Origin of the sequence: Janthinobacterium sp. UMAB-56, from assembly GCF_900095265.1 — a bacterium.
Classification (GTDB): domain Bacteria; phylum Pseudomonadota; class Gammaproteobacteria; order Burkholderiales; family Burkholderiaceae_D; genus Janthinobacterium.
The window spans coordinates 547916-565738 of the sequence record NZ_LT607653.1; the positions used below are offsets into that span (position 1 = coordinate 547916).

Annotated in this window: 17 protein-coding genes and 1 pseudogene; 17 read left to right on the forward strand and 1 reads right to left on the reverse strand. The window is 63.0% G+C overall.

Annotated elements, in window-relative coordinates; translation table 11 throughout:
• The first annotated feature begins 303 nt into the window (after positions 1–303).
• The 3 genes and pseudogenes from K0F85_RS08445 (at position 304) to K0F85_RS08455 (ending at position 1762) form a co-directional block, all read left to right on the forward strand.
• Positions 304–657 carry a metalloregulator ArsR/SmtB family transcription factor gene (locus K0F85_RS08445; protein ID WP_219115572.1) on the forward strand — a complete coding sequence of 118 codons (354 nt, stop codon included), beginning with the start codon at positions 304–306 and terminating at the stop codon, positions 655–657.
• 8 nt (positions 658–665) lie between these two features.
• Positions 666–851, forward strand: a pseudogene (locus K0F85_RS08450) (YeeE/YedE family protein); the annotation flags it as partial.
• 53 nt (positions 852–904) lie between these two features.
• Positions 905–1762: a ChaN family lipoprotein gene (locus tag K0F85_RS08455; protein ID WP_219115573.1), complete on the forward strand. Its 858-nt coding sequence runs from the start codon at positions 905–907 to the stop codon at positions 1760–1762.
• Here the strand turns inward: K0F85_RS08455 and K0F85_RS08460 are convergent, their stop codons facing one another.
• Complete coding sequence (locus tag K0F85_RS08460; protein WP_219115574.1) at positions 1763–2590, reverse strand: IclR family transcriptional regulator C-terminal domain-containing protein; 828 nt, start codon at positions 2588–2590, stop codon at positions 1763–1765.
• Positions 2591–2756: 166 nt separating this feature from the next.
• On the opposite strand from K0F85_RS08460, the gene K0F85_RS08465 reads away from it, so the two are divergent.
• The 14 genes from K0F85_RS08465 to K0F85_RS28630 all read left to right on the forward strand — a co-directional run.
• Positions 2757–3455: a 3-oxoacid CoA-transferase subunit A gene (locus K0F85_RS08465; protein WP_219115575.1), complete on the forward strand. Its 699-nt coding sequence runs from the start codon at positions 2757–2759 to the stop codon at positions 3453–3455.
• Between the two features lie 11 nt (positions 3456–3466).
• Entirely contained in the window at positions 3467–4108 is a 642-nt protein-coding gene (locus K0F85_RS08470) for a 3-oxoacid CoA-transferase subunit B (RefSeq protein ID WP_306983696.1), read from the forward strand.
• Positions 4109–4163: 55 nt separating this feature from the next.
• Positions 4164–5366 (forward strand): 3-oxoadipyl-CoA thiolase, encoded by a 1203-nt coding sequence (gene pcaF, locus K0F85_RS08475; protein WP_219115576.1) that lies wholly within the window; start codon positions 4164–4166, stop codon positions 5364–5366.
• Between the two features lie 153 nt (positions 5367–5519).
• The gene (locus K0F85_RS08480) at positions 5520–6815 is read left to right on the forward strand and encodes an MFS family transporter (RefSeq protein ID WP_219115577.1); all 1296 of its coding nucleotides are present in this window, start codon (positions 5520–5522) and stop codon (positions 6813–6815) included.
• A 76-nt stretch (positions 6816–6891) separates the two neighbouring features.
• Positions 6892–7587, forward strand: coding sequence for a fumarylacetoacetate hydrolase family protein (locus tag K0F85_RS08485; protein ID WP_219115578.1), 696 nt, complete (start codon positions 6892–6894; stop codon positions 7585–7587).
• Between the two features lie 18 nt (positions 7588–7605).
• Positions 7606–7929 carry a thioredoxin family protein gene (locus tag K0F85_RS08490; protein WP_219115579.1) on the forward strand — a complete coding sequence of 108 codons (324 nt, stop codon included), beginning with the start codon at positions 7606–7608 and terminating at the stop codon, positions 7927–7929.
• Between the two features lie 513 nt (positions 7930–8442).
• Positions 8443–9741: an MFS transporter gene (locus K0F85_RS08495; RefSeq protein WP_219115580.1), complete on the forward strand. Its 1299-nt coding sequence runs from the start codon at positions 8443–8445 to the stop codon at positions 9739–9741.
• A 250-nt stretch (positions 9742–9991) separates the two neighbouring features.
• The gene (locus tag K0F85_RS08500; RefSeq protein WP_306983702.1) at positions 9992–11011 is read left to right on the forward strand and encodes an ABC transporter substrate-binding protein; all 1020 of its coding nucleotides are present in this window, start codon (positions 9992–9994) and stop codon (positions 11009–11011) included.
• Positions 11012–11104: 93 nt separating this feature from the next.
• Positions 11105–13279: an iron ABC transporter permease gene (locus tag K0F85_RS08505; RefSeq protein WP_219115581.1), complete on the forward strand. Its 2175-nt coding sequence runs from the start codon at positions 11105–11107 to the stop codon at positions 13277–13279.
• Positions 13276–14361, forward strand: a complete 1086-nt coding sequence (locus K0F85_RS08510; RefSeq protein ID WP_219115582.1) for an ABC transporter ATP-binding protein — start codon at positions 13276–13278, stop codon at positions 14359–14361. The genes K0F85_RS08505 and K0F85_RS08510 overlap by 4 nt, the downstream gene beginning before the upstream one ends.
• Positions 14358–15191 (forward strand): inositol monophosphatase, encoded by an 834-nt coding sequence (locus K0F85_RS08515; protein WP_219115583.1) that lies wholly within the window; start codon positions 14358–14360, stop codon positions 15189–15191. The genes K0F85_RS08510 and K0F85_RS08515 overlap by 4 nt, the downstream gene beginning before the upstream one ends.
• A gap of 114 nt (positions 15192–15305) precedes the next feature.
• Positions 15306–16400, forward strand: a complete 1095-nt coding sequence (locus K0F85_RS08520) for a porin (protein WP_219115584.1) — start codon at positions 15306–15308, stop codon at positions 16398–16400.
• Positions 16401–16472: 72 nt separating this feature from the next.
• Entirely contained in the window at positions 16473–17462 is a 990-nt protein-coding gene (gene iolG / locus K0F85_RS08525) for an inositol 2-dehydrogenase (protein ID WP_219115585.1), read from the forward strand.
• 12 nt (positions 17463–17474) lie between these two features.
• The coding region (locus K0F85_RS28630; RefSeq protein ID WP_374198656.1) for a PfkB family carbohydrate kinase at positions 17475–17823 on the forward strand (349 nt) is incomplete at its 3' end.

Below are 17823 nucleotides of genomic sequence, written 5' to 3' on the forward strand. Positions count from 1 at the left end.
CGGCCGAAACCGGCCTGCGCATGGACGGACAATTCGCCTGTACGGGGGCGTATCACGGTTTTTATGATGAGGCATCATTACATCACGGATCGTGGCAATTTTGCTACGTTTATTTACTTTAAATTACGAATATTTATCATTTTGATAGCGTTATGCCTATCGTTGCCGCGCTCTTTGCATGAGCACGCTATCGTTGAATAACATTGTTGTTTTTTGGTGCGAATCGCCAGCAGGAAAACAATATATTGATTAGTATATTGTTTATCGCATGTTGATCAATATGACCGCCTGAGGGAGGGCAAGATGGAGACAGTCGCAACACAACACGCCGAATACAAGCTCGATGTCATGCGCGGTTCGGCCTACAAGGCCAGCTCGCTGCTCAAGGCCATGGGCAATGCCGACCGCCTGATGCTGCTGTGCCAGCTATCCGAGGGCGAGCATTGCGTCAGCGACCTCGAGCAAAAAGTGGGCATCGGCCAGCCGACCCTGTCGCAGCAACTGGGCGTGCTGCGCGAAGAGATGCTGGTGGCCACGCGGCGCGATGGCAAGCAGATTTTTTACCGCGTCGCCAGCGCGCCCGTGCTGGCCGTGCTGCAAGTGCTGTACGCGCAATTTTGCGCGCCGCGCCCCCCGTTCAACGACGAAGCGGATTGAACCCTGCCATGAACATCGCCTGGCAGCATTTCACGCCCGGGGCCTCGCTGGCCGGCGGCATGCTGATCGGCCTGGCTGCCGCCTTGCTGATGTTGTTCAATGGCCGCATTGCCGGCATCAGCGGCATCCTCGCTGGCGTGCTGCGCCCGCGCAGTGGCGACCTGGGCTGGCGTATCGCCTTTCTTGCCGGCCTGGCCGGCCTGAGACGGTACAATCTGGCGCATCGCCACTCTGGATGCCCGTTTACATGAAGACCGTGATTTTCCGCACCGGCGCGCGCGCCGTCCTGCTGTGCAGCGTGCTGGCGCTGGCTGCCTGCGGCAGCTTGCTGAAGAAGCAAGCGCCTCTCGCTCCCGTACCCGTGGCCGATACCTTGCCCAATCCGCAAGTGTTGCTGCTGGGTGAAGTGCATGACAATGCGCAAGGCCAGCGCCTGCGCGTCCAGGAGTTGCAGCGCCGGCTGGCTGCCGGCTGGCGGCCCGTGATTGTCATGGAGCAGTTCGACCGTGAAAACCAGGCCTTGCTGACGCGCGCCGCGCGCGATTGCGCCGACCCCGATTGCATCATCCGCGTGATGGAGCAGCCGCGCTGGGACTGGAGCTTGTACCGGCCCGTGCTGGACCTCGTCATCAGTTACCAGCTGAGCTTGGTCGCCGGCAATTTGTCGCCGGCCGATGCCTCGCGCATCGTGCGCGACGGCATCCAATGGGCCATGCCGCCTGCCATGGTGGCCACTTACCTGGCCGCGCCCGTGCCGGCCGATATCCTGGACGGGCAACAGAAGCTGGTTCAGGCGGCCCGCTGCAATATGCTGCCCGACATGATGGTGAAAGGCGTCGTCAATGCCCAGGTGGCGCGCGATATCTGGATGGCTAAGCTGATCCGCGACCAGGCGCCGCGCGACGTGGTGCTGATTGCCGGCAATGAGCATGTGCGCAAGGATATCGGTGTGCCCCGCTGGCTGAAACTGGCCGACCCGCAACTGAACGTGCGCAGCATCGGCTACCTGGAGCAGGGCGGCACTGGCTACAAGGGTACGTTCGACTTGACGCAAACGATGCCGGCGCAGCCGCGCCCGGACCCGTGCGCGAAGTTTGCAAAATAATCACTGCTGCACCCGCACCAGGGCGCTGACCCGGCTTGCCGTATCGAGCAGTTTCGGCAGGCTGTGTTCCAGCAAGTGCGCCACGGACGGCCCCGCCGTCTGGCCGCTGACGTTGATCGCCGCTACCACCTTGCCCGCCCGGTCGAACACGGGCGCAGCCAGGGCGATCAAGCCCTGTTCCAGTTCTTCCTGCACCAGGCACCAGCCCTGGCGTCGCACTTGCGCAATTTCTTCCATCAAGACCTCGATATCGACCTTGGTCGCCGGCGTGATTTGGAGCAGCGCCATTGTCGATAGCCGGTCGCGCAGCGCCTCGGGCGCCAGGCCCGACAGCAACACCCTGCCCATCGAGGTGCAGTAAGCGGGCAGGCGGCTGCCGATGCCCAGATTGATCGACATGGTGCGATGCGCGGACAGGCGCACCACATACACGATGTCGTCGCCGTTGAGCACGGTGGCCGAGCACGACTGGCGCAAGGTGTGCATCAGCTCTTCCAGCAACGGCTGCGCCTGCGTCCACACGGGCAGGGACGACAGATAGGCGTAACCGAGGTCGAGCACCTTGGGCGTCAGGCGGAACAGCCGTCCATCCGCTTCCACATAACCGAGATGCAACAAGGTGTGCAGGATGCGCCGCGCGCCCGCGCGCGTCATTTGCGCCCGTTCCGCCACTTCGCTCAAGGTCTGTTGCGGCGCGTCCGCGCCAAAACTGCGCAGCACGGCCAGGCCGCGCGCGAACGATTGCACATAGCTGTCGCCGGGACGGGGCGCGCCGTTGGCATCCAGGGTGTCTTCGGCGGAAAGGGGCGTGCTGTTGCGTGCGGTCATGGCAATTCCAATGGGTCAAGGTGGCAATTATAGCCATGGCGCTGGCGAAAACGACAAATTGACAAGCACCCCGATCAGGCATATTCTCACGAATAAGTTCTAAATACGAATATTTGTTTGCAATGCGAACAAATAGACACTGCGTTTGATTGGGAGGAGACAGGCAATGATCGACAAACTGCGTTCCAGCGTGATTGATACGCTGGCCGATATCCACGATGGCGCCACCGTCATGATTGGCGGCTTTGGCGGCGCAGGCCAGCCGGCCGAGCTGATCGACGGCTTGATCGCCCAGGGCGCGCGCGACCTCGTCATCGTCAACAACAATGCCGGCAATGGCGATACGGGACTGGCCGCCTTGCTGAAAAACGGACAGGTGCGCAAGATCATCTGCTCGTTTCCGCGCCAGGCCGATTCGCATGTATTCGACGCCCTGTACCGCGCGGGCAAGCTGGAGCTCGAATTGGTGCCGCAGGGCAACCTGGCCGAGCGCATTCGCGCCGCCGGCGCCGGCATCGGCGGCTTTTTTACGCCCACGGGCTATGGCACAGACTTGGCCAAGGGCAAGGAAACGCGCGAGATCGATGGCCGCATGTATGTGTTCGAGTCGCCGATCCACGCCGATTTCGCCCTGATCAAGGCAGAGCAGGGCGACCGCTGGGGCAATCTGACTTACCGCAAGACGGCGCGCAACTTCGGTCCCATCATGGCCATGGCCGCGACAGTGAGCATTGCCTCCGTGCACGAGGTGCTTGACTTGGGCAGCATCGACCCCGAGCACGTCATCACGCCGGGCCTGTTTGTGCAGCGCATCGTGCAAGTGCCGCGCACGGCCACCGGCCCCGCCGGCTTCAAAGCTGCCTGAGGAGTATCAATATGCATCAATGGAATCGAGATCAAATGGCGGCCCGCGTGGCGGCCGACATCCACGAAGGCGCCGTGGTGAACCTGGGCATCGGCTTGCCGACCCGGGTGGCGAATCACTTGCCGGAAGGCGCGGACATCATCCTGCACAGCGAAAACGGCGTCATCGGCATGGGCCCGGCGCCGGCGCCCGGCGAAGAAGACTATGACTTGATCAACGCCGGCAAGCAGCCCGTCACCCTGCTGGCGGGCGGCAGCTATTTTCACCATGCCGACAGCTTCGCCATGATGCGCGGCGGCCACCTGGATATCTGCGTGCTGGGCGCCTTCCAGGTGTCCGCCACGGGCGACCTGGCCAACTGGCACACGGGCGCGCCAGACGCGATTCCCGCCGTGGGCGGGGCGATGGACCTGGCCATCGGCGCGAAAAAAACCTGGGTCATGATGGAGTTGCTGAGCAAGACGGGTGAAAGCAAGCTGGTGCAGGCCTGCACGTATCCGCTGACGGGCATCGCTTGCGTCAGTCGCATCTACAGCGACCTGGCCGTGCTCGACCTGGGCCCAGACGGCGCCACCGTCATCGAGCTGGTCGAAGGCTTGAGTCTTGAGCAGTTGCAAGCGTTGACGGCCGTGCCGCTGACGGACGGACGTTAGTTCACCATCAATACGTCACCATCAATACGCAAACCACTTTCTTGGAGGAAAGAACATGAGTCACGCTTATATTTGCGATGCGCAGCGTACGCCATTCGGCCGCTATGGCGGCGGACTCGCCGGTGTGCGCGCCGACGACCTGGGGGCCGTGCCCATCCGTGCCCTGATGGCGCGCAATCCCGCCGTGGATTGGACTGCCGTCACCGACGTGTTGTACGGTTGTGCCAACCAGGCGGGCGAGGACAACCGCAACGTGGCGCGCATGGCGGCCTTGCTGGCCGGCTTGCCCGACAGCGTTCCGGGCGCCACCCTGAACCGTTTGTGCGGCTCCGGCCTGGACGCCATCGGCAGCGCCGCGCGCTTCATCAAGAGCGGCGAAGCGGGCTTGCTGATCGCCGGCGGCGTGGAAAGCATGAGCCGCGCTCCGTTTGTCATGGGCAAGGCCGACAGCGCTTTTTCGCGCGGCATGAAAATGGAAGATACGACCATCGGCTGGCGTTTCATCAACCCCCTGATGAAGGCGCAGTATGGCGTCGATTCGATGCCGGAAACGGCGGAAAACGTGGCCGCCGACTTCGGTATCAGCCGCGCTGACCAGGATGCGTTCGCCCTGGCCAGCCAGGTGAAAGCGCTGGCGGCGCAGCAGGCGGGCGTGTTCGACAGTGAAATTTGTCCCGTCAGCATCGCGCAAAAGAAGGGTGAGCCTCGCGTCGTCAGCCGTGACGAGCATCCACGCGCCACCACCCTGGAAACCCTGGCTAAATTGAAACCCGTCGTGCGCGCCGATGGCACGATTACGGCTGGTAACGCGTCCGGTGTCAACGATGGCGCGGCAGCCCTGCTGCTGGCCGACGAGGCCAACGCGGCCCGCTTTGGCCTGACGCCACGCGCCCGTGTCGTGGCCATGGCCACAGCTGGCGTGGCGCCGCGCATCATGGGCATGGGCCCCGCGCCTGCCACCCTGAAAGTGCTGGCCATGACGGGATTGCGCCTGGCCGACTTCGACGTCATCGAACTGAACGAAGCGTTTGCCGCGCAAGGCCTGGCCGTGCTGCGCCAGCTGGGTTTGCGCGACGACGACCCGCGCGTCAACCCGAATGGCGGCGCGATTGCCCTCGGTCATCCGCTGGGCGCCTCGGGTGCACGGCTGGCCATGACGGCCGTCAACCAGCTGCACCGCACGGGCGGGCGCTATGCGCTGTGCACCATGTGCATCGGCGTCGGCCAGGGCATTGCGCTGGTGCTGGAACGGGTCTGATCCTGCGCGCCCATAGGCAAAAAAAGTTGCCGGCAGTACGTATTAACGCGTATGTCGGGCGCCTTTTTTGACCCTGATCAAGGGCGTATGATGCAAAACCAGCCCGGGCAACCCGGCTGGTGTTGGCTTTTTCACACGAACAAGAAGATTGATATGACATCCCACGCTACTCCGCATGACGTTGCGCAGCTGACTTCCCAGCAGCGCATCAAGGCCATCATTGGCGCTTCCTCCGGTAACCTGGTCGAATGGTTCGACTTCTACATTTACTCCTTCTGCGCGCTGTATTTCTCGCACGCCTTCTTCCCTTCCGGTAACCCCACCACGCAGTTGCTGCAGACGGCCGGCATCTTTGCCGCCGGCTTCCTCATGCGTCCCGTGGGCGGCTGGCTGTTCGGCCGCATCGCCGACAAATACGGCCGCCGCCAGTCGATGATGATTTCCGTGCTGATGATGTGCGGCGGTTCCTTGATGATCGCCGTGCTGCCCACGTATGCCACCATCGGCGCCTTCGCCCCGTTCCTGCTGCTGGTGGCGCGTCTGTTCCAGGGCTTGTCCGTGGGCGGCGAATACGGTACCAGCGCCACCTACATGAGCGAAGTGTCGGAATCGGGCAAGCGCGGCTTCTTCGCCTCGTTCCAGTACGTGACCCTGATCGGCGGCCAGTTGCTGGCATTGCTGGTGCTGGTGGTCTTGCAGCAACTCTTGACCCTGGAAGAACTGCGTGCCTGGGGCTGGCGCATCCCGTTCGTCTTTGGCGCCCTGGCAGCCCTGGTGTCGCTGAACCTGCGTAAATCGCTGACGGAAACGACCACCGCCAGCGAGCGCAAGGACAAGGATGCGGGCAGCTTGCGCGGCTTGCTCAAGCACAAGCGCGCCTTCATCACCGTGCTGGGCTTTACGGCCGGCGGTTCGCTGGTGTTCTACACCTTTACCACCTACATGCAGAAATACCTGGTCAACACGGCCGGCATGGATACCAAGATGGCCAGCGCCGTCATGACGTGCGCCCTGCTGGTCTACATGATTTTGCAACCGGTGTTCGGCGCCCTGTCCGACCGCATCGGCCGCCGCACCTCGATGCTGTTCTTTGGCGGCCTGGCCACCCTGTGCGTATTGCCGATCATGCATGCATTGAAGGACATCACCAGCCCGTATGCGGCGTTTGGCCTGATCGTCGTCGCGCTGGCCATCATCAGCTTCTACACATCGATCAGCGGCTTGATCAAGGCGGAAATGTTCCCTGTCGAAGTGCGCGCGCTGGGTGTGGGCCTGTCGTATGCGGTCGCCAACGCCATGTTCGGCGGTTCGGCCGAATACGTGGCGCTGCAGTTCAAGGCCTGGCACGTGGAAGAATATTTCTATTGGTACGTGACCGTCATGTGCCTGATTTCCTTCATCGTTGCCATCCGCATGCCGGACCCGAGCCGCTCGGGCCTGTTGAAATAAAGTTGCCGTAAAATGGGCGGCACTGCGGTGCCGCTTTTTTATGCCCGTCTTCTTATTGTGCCGCTCAGGAGTCTTCATGTCGTATGTCATTCCCGCACCGATCCAGCCCAGCGTTCCCGTCACCGGCAGCGCCGACAGCTTTCCCGTCCACCGCATCTATTGCGTGGGCCGCAACTATGTCGACCACGCCAAGGAAATGGGCCATACGGGCCGCGAGGCGCCGTTTTTCTTCATGAAACCAAACGACGCCGTGTTGCCTGTGCCTGCCGGCACGACGGGCGAACTGCCATATCCGGCCCAGACGCAGGATTTCCAGCACGAGATGGAACTGGTGGTGGCCATCGGCAAGGGCGGGTGCGACATCGGCGTGGCCGATGCACTGAGCCACGTGTGGGGCTATGCGATAGGCCTGGACATGACGCGCCGCGATGTGCAGGGCGCAGCGAAAAAGCAGGGCCGTCCATGGGAAACGGGCAAGGCGTTCGAGCAGTCGGCGCCCATCGGTTCCATCACCCCGGCCGCGCAGGCGGGCGACGTCGGGCATGCTGCCATCACCCTGCACGTGAACGGTGAGCTGCGTCAACGCAGCAGCATCGATATGCTGATCTGGAACGTGGCTGAAACCATCGCCGACCTGTCGAGCTACTTTACCTTGCAGCCGGGCGACCTGATTTACACGGGCACGCCGGCCGGCGTGGCGGCCGTGCAGCGCGGCGACGAGCTGCTGGGGGCCATCGACGGCCTGGGCGAACTGCGCGTGAAAGTGGTCTGAGCTAACCAGGAGACGGGCATGATGAACGACACTTATTGCGTAGCGCAAATGGCGCGCGCCGAGATCGACGCCTTGACCGGGCCGGCCCTGCTGGAATTTGGCACGGGCTGGTGCGGCCACTGCCGCGCCACCCAGGCGCCGCTGGCCGCCGCGTTTGCGCAGTACCCCGGGGTGCCGCACCTGCGCATGGAGGACGGCCCCGGCCGCGCGCTCGGGCGTTCATTCCGCGTGAAACTGTGGCCGACCCTGATCTTTTTGAAAGATGGCCAGGAAGTGGCGCGCCTCGTGCGCCCGCTCGACAGCGCGGAGATCGCCACGGCGTTTGCCCTGATGGCGGCGTAACTGCCTGCATTATCTTGCCGCAGTGCACCACTGCGCGTATGATAAGCCGCTTACAGCAAGATCAACCGCATCCTTAGTGATGCAGCGCGATGATCGCCGGCCCGCTCCACCCGGAGGGGCCGCAGGCAAGGATTCACCACAAATGACCGATGCCGCGATGCCGACGCGCGGGTCTGGTACGGAATGCCTGGCGATACGCCGGGCCTGATACACGTCGCCCATCCCCTGACGCCTTTCCTGCCGTGCCCCGGGTAACCGGATGGCGCACGACCGTTGTTTCTCTAAATCAGCACTGATCACAGCGCGATAGCGCGCGTTGGTACTCCGTTGTCTACCGTTAACAACGGCGTGTTGCGGCGTGGAATTTGTTTGCGAATTTAATAGCAAATTCGCAGCAAATACGCCTGCGCACAGCTATGATATGTGAACGACACGGAGACAACGTGCTGTGCTGCTGCCTGAAAAAACATCCAGAGAATGGCCTTTAGACACCCTCCCCAAGGAGCGCAGTAAATGAGTAAGCCCCGGAGCACCCCCCCCAAGAAAAATTCCCCCGGCACGGTGCTGTTCGCCAGCCTGATCGGCACCACCATCGAGTTCTTTGACTTTTATATCTACGCCACCGCCGCCGTGCTGGTGTTCCCGAAACTGTTCTTCCCCGCCGGCGACCCGTCGGCCGCCGTGCTGCAGTCGCTGGCCACGTTCGCCATCGCCTTCTTCGCCCGCCCCATCGGCTCGGCCGTATTCGGCCACTTCGGCGACCGTATCGGCCGCAAGGCCACCCTGGTGGCCGCCTTGCTGACCATGGGCATCTCCACCGTCATCATCGGCTTGCTGCCGACCTACGCTTCCATCGGCACCCTGGCGCCGCTGCTGCTGGCGCTGTGCCGTTTCGGCCAGGGCCTGGGCCTGGGCGGCGAGTGGGGCGGCGCGGTGCTGCTGGCCACGGAGAACGCGCCACCGGGCAAGCGCGCCTGGTACGGCATGTTCCCGCAACTGGGTGCGCCGATCGGCTTCTTCCTGTCGGGCGGCATCTTCCTGCTGCTGAGCGAAACCATGACCGATGAACAGTTCTTCAGTTTCGGCTGGCGCATCCCCTTCCTGGCTAGCGCGCTGCTGGTCATCGTCGGCCTGTACGTGCGTCTGAAGATCACGGAAACGCCGGACTTCCAGAAAGTCATCGACAAGAACGAGGTCGTCAAACTGCCCGTTGCCACCGTGTTCCGCCAGCATGGCCGCATGCTGTTCCTGGGCACCATCATCGCCCTGGCCACCTTCGTGCTGTTTTACCTGATGACGGTGTTCGCCTTGAGCTGGGGTACGACCAAGCTGGGCTTCACGCGCAAGGAATTCCTCGTCGTGCAGCTGTTTGCCGTGCTGTTCTTTGCCCTGACGATCCCATTTTCGGCCGTGCTGGCCGACCGCCGCGGCCGCCGTGCCACGCTGATCTGGGTCTCCGTCGCCATCGCCATCTTCGGCCTGGTGCTGGCGCCGATGTTCGGCTCGGGCGTGACGTGGGAAGTGACCGCCTTCATGGCTGTCGGCCTGGGCTTGATGGGCATGACCTACGGACCTCTGGGCACCATGCTGTCCGAGCTGTTCCCGCCCGAAGTGCGCTACACGGGCGCCTCGCTGACGTTCAACCTGGCCGGTATCCTCGGCGCCTCGCTGGCGCCGTACATCGCCACCTGGCTGGCTACCAATTACGGTTTGCAATACGTCGGCTACTACCTGTCGCTGGCGGCCGTGCTGACCCTGGGCGCGCTGCTGATGGTGGGCAAGCCACGCACGGGCAAGGAAGCCTGGGAATAAACCCACGCGCCCGCTGCATCCCCCGAAAACCGCCAGCTGTAGTCACAGCTGGCGGTTTTTTTTTGTCGGTAAAACACTACGCCGCACGCCTGCCGAGATTCTTGTTGACAGTCAAAATCGGCTGATGGTAAGGTGTGCACACGTGTGCAATGCAGTGCAAGCCCCTGAAAAGCACATCCCGGGACAGTGACACCGCAAAATAGCGGTGCGGTCTGAAGTACCCCAACGACAACAAACTTGGAGTGAGACGATGAAGATGCGCAATGTTGCGATTGCTATAAGCCTGGCCCTGCCGCTGACGGCCATGGCCGCCGAGGAACGCCTGTCCGTGCTGTGCTCGGCCGACATGGAATGGTGCCAGCTGATGAAGAACCGCTTCGAGGCGGAAAGCAAGATCAAGGTATCGATGATCAGGAAGAGCGCCGGCGAGGCGTATGCGAAGATCCGTGCCGAAGCGTCGAACCCGAAATCGGACATCTGGTGGGGTGGAACGGGCGATCCGCACCTGCAGGCCGCCGCCGAAGGCTATACGGAAGAATACAAATCGCCCACCCTGCCCAAGCTGCAGCCGTGGGCGCTCAAGCAGGCCGAGACGGCCAAGTACCGCACCGTCGGCATCTACATCGGCATCCTGGGCCTGGCTTACAACGACAATGTGTTGAAGAAGAAAAACCTGCCGCCGCCGCAGTGCTGGAAAGACCTCGTCAAGCCCGCCTACAAGGGCGAGATCGAGATGGCCAATCCGAACTCATCGGGCGCCGCCTACAACGCGCTGGCCACCGTGGTGCAGCTGATGGGCGAAGAAGAAGCCTTCGATTTCCTGGCGAAAATGGGCCAGAACGTCAGCAAGTATCCGAACGCGGGCGTGGCGCCGGGCGAGGACGTGGGCCGTGGCGAAGCGGGTGTGGCTATCGGCTTCATGCATGACCTGATGAAACTCACCGTGGCCGGCTTTCCCGTGAAAGTCTTGCCGCCCTGCGAAGGCACGGGCTACGAGATCGGCTCGATGAGCATCGTCAAGGGGGCGAAAAACATGGAGCAGGCAAAAAAATTCTATGAATTCGCCTTGCGTGCCGACGTGCAGAGCGAGGCCGTGAAAGCGCTGGCTTTCCAGATCCCGTCCAATGTGGCGGCCACCATTCCCGCCGCCTCGCCGCGCCTGGAAAACATCAAGACCATCAATTACGACTTTGCCAAGTATGGCGCCTCGGACACGCGCAAGCGCCTGCTGCAACGCTGGACCACGCAGATTTATTCCGCCGGCAACTAAGGCTGGCAACACTGTCATCGTACCGCGCCCGGCAGTAGAAGCCGCATGCCGCACAGGCCATGCTGGCGGGCGCCTTTAGCTGGATAGAGACCCATGAAAAAGATATTTTACGGCTGGCTGCTGGCCGCACTGGCAGCGTTGTGCCTGTTGCCCTGGCATCAGCAGGACGCTGGCCTGTTCGCCGGCGAATGGCTGCGCGATGGCCAGTTCTTCAGTGACCGTGGCGCACCGGCCGTGTTGCACCTGCTGTCGTTCGGCGCCTGGCCGCTGGGCGTGTTCTTCGCCCTGCTCGCCGCCAGCGCCGCGCTGGTGGCCGGCCATCCCCAGCGCAAGACCCTGGGCCTGGGCCAGATCGCCATTGCTGCCGTGGGCCTGCTGTGGCTGGCATGGCTGGGCTGGGGACCGCTGGCCGCCAGCACCGGCCTGGGCTATGGTGCGCTGCTGCTGGCGCTGTCCCTGCTGTTCCTCCTCACCTCGGGTGCGGCCGCCTGCGGCGTGTGCCGTGGCGACGCCTTCGTGGCCGGTGCCATTGGCCTCATCATTTGTCTGATTTCCCTGTTCGTGCTGTTCCCCGTCGCACTGATACTGGTCAGTGCCGGCCAGCCCATGGATGACGGTGGCACGGGCGCAGCGGCCCTGGCGCGCCGCCTGGCCGATCCGGGCATCTGGAGCCTCAATTGCGTAGCCGGCCCCGGCCGCTGCGGCGTTGCCTGGAATACCCTGGCGCTGGCCTTGCTGACGGGCGTCTCGGCCACCTTCCTCGGTCTCGTGTTCGCCCTGCTGGTGACGCGCACCAATGGCCGTTGGGTACGCCCCATGCGCGCCATCACCATCTTGCCGATCGTCACGCCGCCCTTTGTGCTGGGCCTGGCGCTGATCCTGCTGTTCGGCCGCAACGGCGCCATCACGAGCCTGGTCGGCGACCTGTTCGGCATCGAACAAAGCCGCTGGCTGTACGGCATGACGGGCGTGTGGTTGTCGCAGATGCTGGCCTTTGCGCCGATCGCCTTCATGACATTAATCGGCGTGGTGGAAGGCGTCAGCCCCTCGCTGGAAGAAGCGTCGGGCACCCTGGGCGCCAGCAGCTGGCAAACCTTCGTCAGGGTCTCGCTGCCGCTGATGCGTCCCGGCATTGCCAATGCCTTCCTGCTGTGCTTTATCGAAAGCATGGCCGACTTCGGCAACCCCATGGTCTTGGGCGGCAACTTCCACGTACTGTCGACGGAAATCTTCTTTTCCGTGGTGGGCGCCTCGAACGACCAGGGCCGCGCCGCCACCCTGGCCATCGTGTTGCTGACGTTTGCCGTGGGCGCCTTCTTCATCCAGAACCTGTGGCTGGGCAAGAAATCGTATGTGACGGTGACGGGCAAGGCTGACCATGGCGGCCACGCCTCGCTCAACCCGCGCCTGAAAACCACCTTGTGGAGCATCGCCCTGCCATGGTTCGCCTTCACGGCCCTGATCTACGGCACGGTGGTGGCGGGCGGCTTCGTGAATAACTGGGGCCAGGACAATGCTTTCACCTTGCGCCATTACATCGACGCCTTCGGCATCACGACGGGCGCTTCCGGCTGGCACTGGACGGGCCAGGCCTGGCCGTCGCTGTTTACTACGCTGACGATTTCGGCCATCGCCGCACCCTTGACGGCCTTTGTCGGCATCCTCTCGGCCTGGCTGCTGGTGCGCCAGCAATTCGCCCTGAAGAGCGCGTTCGAGTTCGGCACCATGCTCAGCTTTGCCATTCCGGGCACCGTCATCGGCATCAGCTACATTCTGGCGTTCAATTCGGCACCGATCGAGTTGACTGGCACGGCCACGATTTTGATCCTGTGCTTTGTCTTTCGCAACATGCCGATGGGCTTGCGCACGGGGATTGCCGCCATGCGCCAGCTCGACGGCAGCCTGGATGAAGCGTCGATCACCCTGGGCGCCAGCAGCTGGACCACCATGCGCAAGGTCATCTTGCCGCTGCTGCGCCCGGCCATCGCCTCGGCCCTCGTGTATGGCTTCGTGCGCTCGATCACGTCGATCTCGGCCGTCGTCTTCCTCGTCAGCGCCGATTACGACATGGCCACGTCCTACATCATCGGCCTGGTCTCGAACGGCAACTATGGCACGGCCATCGCCTACGCCACGGTGTTGATCGTTGTCATCCTGCTGTGCATCCAATTGATCCATTTGCTGGTCGGCAAGCGCCGCCTTCGCCGCGTCAGCGCCGAAAAAACGCTGCCGGCCGCCGTTCCCAACCTGGAAAAGAGCTACGCATGAACCACTTTACTACCCACGCAACAGAGATTGCCGCGCTGGAATTCGACGGCGTTACCAAGCGCTACGGCAAGGCCCTGGCCGTGAACGATGTGTCGTTCACGATCGCGCCGCGCACCATGGTCACCTTGCTTGGCCCCAGCGGCTGCGGCAAGACCTCGACCCTGCGGTTGATCGCGGGCCTGGAACGCGTCAGCGCCGGGCGCATCCTGCTGGCGGGCGAGGACGTCACATTGACATCGGCTGCCGAGCGCGATGTCAGCATGGTGTTCCAGTCCTATGCGCTGTTTCCGCACATGACGGTGCTCGACAACGTGTGCTACGGCCTCATCGTGTCGGGCGAGACCAAGCCGCGCGCCGTGGAACGGGCGCAGGAAAGCCTGCGCCTGGTGGGCCTGGCCGACTTCGCCGCGCGCTTCCCGAACGAGTTGTCGGGTGGCCAGCAGCAGCGGGTGGCCGTGGCCCGCTCACTGGTGCTGCAGCCCAAGGTGCTGCTGCTGGACGAACCGCTGTCCAACCTCGATACGAAACTGCGGCGCCGCGTGCGCGACGAGATCCGCGATATCCAGGTCAAGCTGGGCTTGACGGCCGTGTATGTCACGCATGACCAGGAAGAGGCGCTGGCCATTTCCGACCAGATCATCGTCATGAACCGCCAAGTGATCGCGCAAAAGGGTACGCCGCACGAACTGTTCGAGTCACCGGCCGACAAGTTCGTCGCCGACTTCATCTGCAACGCGAATATCGTCGATGGCGTGATCGAATCGGTGGCCGACGGCAAGGCCGTCTGCGTCATGGGCAAGCTGCGCCTGCGCCTGCCGTGCCGCAGCCAGCGCAGCGGCGAAGCGAGTTTCGCCGTGCGTCCGGAAGCGATCCTGCTGTCGCCCGCGCAGCCCGACAGCGCCATGGTGGTGCGCGTGGCGCGCGCCACCTACCTGGGACGCGAAATGCAATACACGCTAGCCACGCCGGTCGGCGAACTGTTTGCCGTCTCGCACGACTTGAGCCAGGTTTTCACGCAAGGCACATCGGTCGCCATGACCGTACACGAACATGGCGCAGCCATCATTGGAGGACAAGCATGACAGATATGACACAGGCAGCGGTACTGGCCGACGCGGCCACCCTGGAACGCTATGCCTATGCGCAGCACATCATCGGCCAGGCGGGCGAGATTGCGCTGGGCATGTTCCAGCGCCGCACGGAACTGGTGATCGAGGAAAAGGGCTTGCAGGACATGGTCAGCATCGCCGACCGCATGGTGGAGGATTTCCTGCGCGCACAGATTGCCGAGCGCTTTCCCGACGATGCCGTGATGGGTGAGGAGCGCGGCGGCGGCGCGTCCGATGCGCGCTGCGTGTGGGTCATCGATCCTATCGACGGCACGGCCTGTTTCGTCAACGGCATGCTGGCCTGGTGCGTGTCGATCGGCGTGCTGGTCGATGGCCAGCCCGCCATCGGCGCCGTGTACGACCCGAATGGGGACGAGCTGTTCCACGCCTGCCTTGGGCAAGGCGCGTACGTGGCAGCGAAGTCCGGCGAAACGCGGCTGCGCGTCAACGATGTGGCCAGCCTGCAGGGCGGCGTGCTGGGCGTGGGCTTTTCGCACCGCGTGGGCACCGATACCTTTTTGCCCTTCCTGCTCGACGTGCTGGAAGAGGGCGGCATGTTCATCCGCAACGGTTCCGGCGCCCTGATGATCGCCTATGTGGCGGCCGGGCGCCTGATCGGCTATTTCGAGCCGCACATCAATTCCTGGGATTGCCTGGCCGGCATCGTGCTGGTCAACGAGGCGGGCGGGCGCTGCAATGATTTCCTGGCCGATAACGGCCTGGAAAAGGGCAACCCCATCCTGGTGGGCGGCCCCCGTTTGTACCCGCAACTGGCGGCGCTGGCGCTGCCACGCTGTGCCTAGAGATACTTTCTTGAAAAGGAGGACAGGCGTCCGGCGAGGGACGCGCGTAGTGGCAACACACTGTTGAGCATCATGAGTAATCCACACAACCAAAAAAAACAAGCAGGAGACAAGATGGAAAACGGGATGAACACCATGCAGTTGAAACATATCGCCATGGCATTGTTGCTGGCCGCGCCAGGCTGCGTCCTGGCCGAATCGAGCGTCGTCGTGTACGGCCGCATCCATGCGGGCTTCGACCGTATCGAAACGTCGAGCTCGGCCACGGCGCCGAATGGCGAGTCGGTATCGCGCGTGTCGGACAATTCCTCGAAGATCGGTTTCCGGGGAAGAGAAGACTTGGGCAATGGCAGCACGGCCTTCTTCCAGATCGAGGGCAATGCCAGGCTCGACGATGGCACGGGCGCCATCAATAGCAAGGATACCTTTGTCGGGCTGGAAAACCCCGCCTATGGCAGCATCACGCTGGGTCGCTTTTCAACACCGATTCGCCAGATCAACGGCTACACCAACCGTTTCGTGGGCCAAGGCATCCAGGACGACGCCAATATTTCCCAGCTGGGTGGCGAAGGCTTCAACCGCCGCGCCTCGAACGCCGTCAGCTACCGTACGCCCGTAGTGCAAGGTTTCAGCGCCACGATTTACCGCGCCAGCGAAAACGAGGCGTCGAACGGTGACCGCATCTATTCGGGTAGCGTGCAATACGCGAACGGCCCCATCAAAGGGGCCATCGGCTACGAAAAGCACAAGGACTTGCGTCCCGGCTTCAGCGAAAAGATGTTCCGCGCCGTGGGCAATTACAACTTCGGTGGCGGCGACGTGGGCGTGGCCTGGAATCGCATGGTGTATGACGTGGCCGGCGGCGACTTGCAGCGCGACTACTTCACCATCACGGGCGCCTACAAGGCGGGCGGCGGTTCCTTCATCGGCCGTTTCGGCGTGGCGGGCGATGTGTCGGGCAGTGCACCCAATGGCAGCAGCGTGACCATCAAGGCGACCAGCCTGGTGCGCGGCGACGATAGCGGCGCCAAGCAGGCAACCCTGGGCTACGAGTATTACCTGTCCAAGCGCAGCACCGTCTACGCCTACTACACGCAAACGAAGAACGACAAGAATGCCAACTACACGTTTGGCGGCAATGCCTTCGCCACCACCAAGAAGGGTGCCAAGCTCAGCGGCGTAATGCTGGGCGTCATCCACCTGTTTTAACCCTTTATTTGCCCGAATTTGCACACGTGTGCATTTTTGGGCAGCGTACTAGCGACTACCAAGGAGATGGAAATGATTCAAGTGGCATTGTTCGGCGCCGGGCGCATCGGCCGCATTCACGCCGGCAATCTGGTGCGCCAGCCTGGCGTGCGCCTGAAATACGTGGTTGACGTGCATGCGGGCGCGGCGGCGGAAGTGGCGGCCCTGCATGGTGCCAGCGTCGCCAGCGTGGAGGCGGTACTGGCCGACCCTGACGTCAAAGCCGTGCTGATCGCGTCCAGCACGGATACGCATGCGGACCTGATCGTGCGCGCGGCCGCCGCCGGCAAGGCCATTTTTTGCGAAAAACCCGTCGACCTGACCCTGGAGCGTGCGCGGGCCGCTGCGGCTGCCGTCAAGGATGCGGGCGTGCTGTGCATGATCGGCTTCCAGCGCCGCTACGATCCCACGTTTGCCGCCGTCAAGCAGCGCATCGCAGCGGGCGAGATCGGCACACCGGAATTGCTCATCGTCACCAGCCGCGATCCGGGCCCGCCGCCCGTCAGCTATATCCAGCTTTCGGGCGGCATCTTCAAGGATATGCTGATCCACGATTTCGACATCTTCCGCTGGATACTCGACGATGAAGCCGTCAGCGTGCACGCCACGGGCAGCTGCCTCGTCGACCCCGCCATCGGCGCGGCGGGCGACCTCGATTGCACGGCCGTCACCCTGCGCACGGCAAAAGGCCGCTTGTGTCAGATCAACACCACGCGCCGCGCCGCCTATGGCTACGACCAGCGCTTCGAAGTGCTGGGCAGCGCCGGCATGCTGCAGGCGGGCAATCACAAGCCGACGGAAGTGACGGCCTACGGCGCCATGAACGTCAGCGTCGACAAGCCGGAAGACTTTTTCCTCGAACGTTATCGCGCCGCCTACGCCAGCGAAATGGCGCACTTTTTCGATGCCTTTGCCCACGGCGCGCCCCTGCTGACCACCGTCCACGATGGCTTGAAAGCCCTGGAGCTGGCCGAAGCGGCCACCGTGTCGTGGCGCGAGCAGCGCATCGTGCAATTGTCATAAGGAAGGAATGTCATGAAAAACAGCACACAATTTGCCCAGGGCCGCGCGCTCGACGTGATCTGCCTGGGCCGCCTGGCGGTGGACCTGTACGCGCAGCAGATCGGCAGCACCCTGGAAGACGCGACCAGCTTCGCCAAATACCTGGGCGGCTCGTCGGCGAATATCGCCTTCGGCACGGCCCGCCTGGGTTTGAAGTCCGCCATGCTGTCGAAAGTGGGCGACGACCATATGGGCCGTTTCCTCACCGATACTTTGTCCAAGGAAGGTTGCGACGTCAGCCATGTGGGCATCGACCGCGACCGTTTGACGGCCCTGGTGATGCTGGGCATCAAGGATAAAAACACCTTTCCCTTGATTTTCT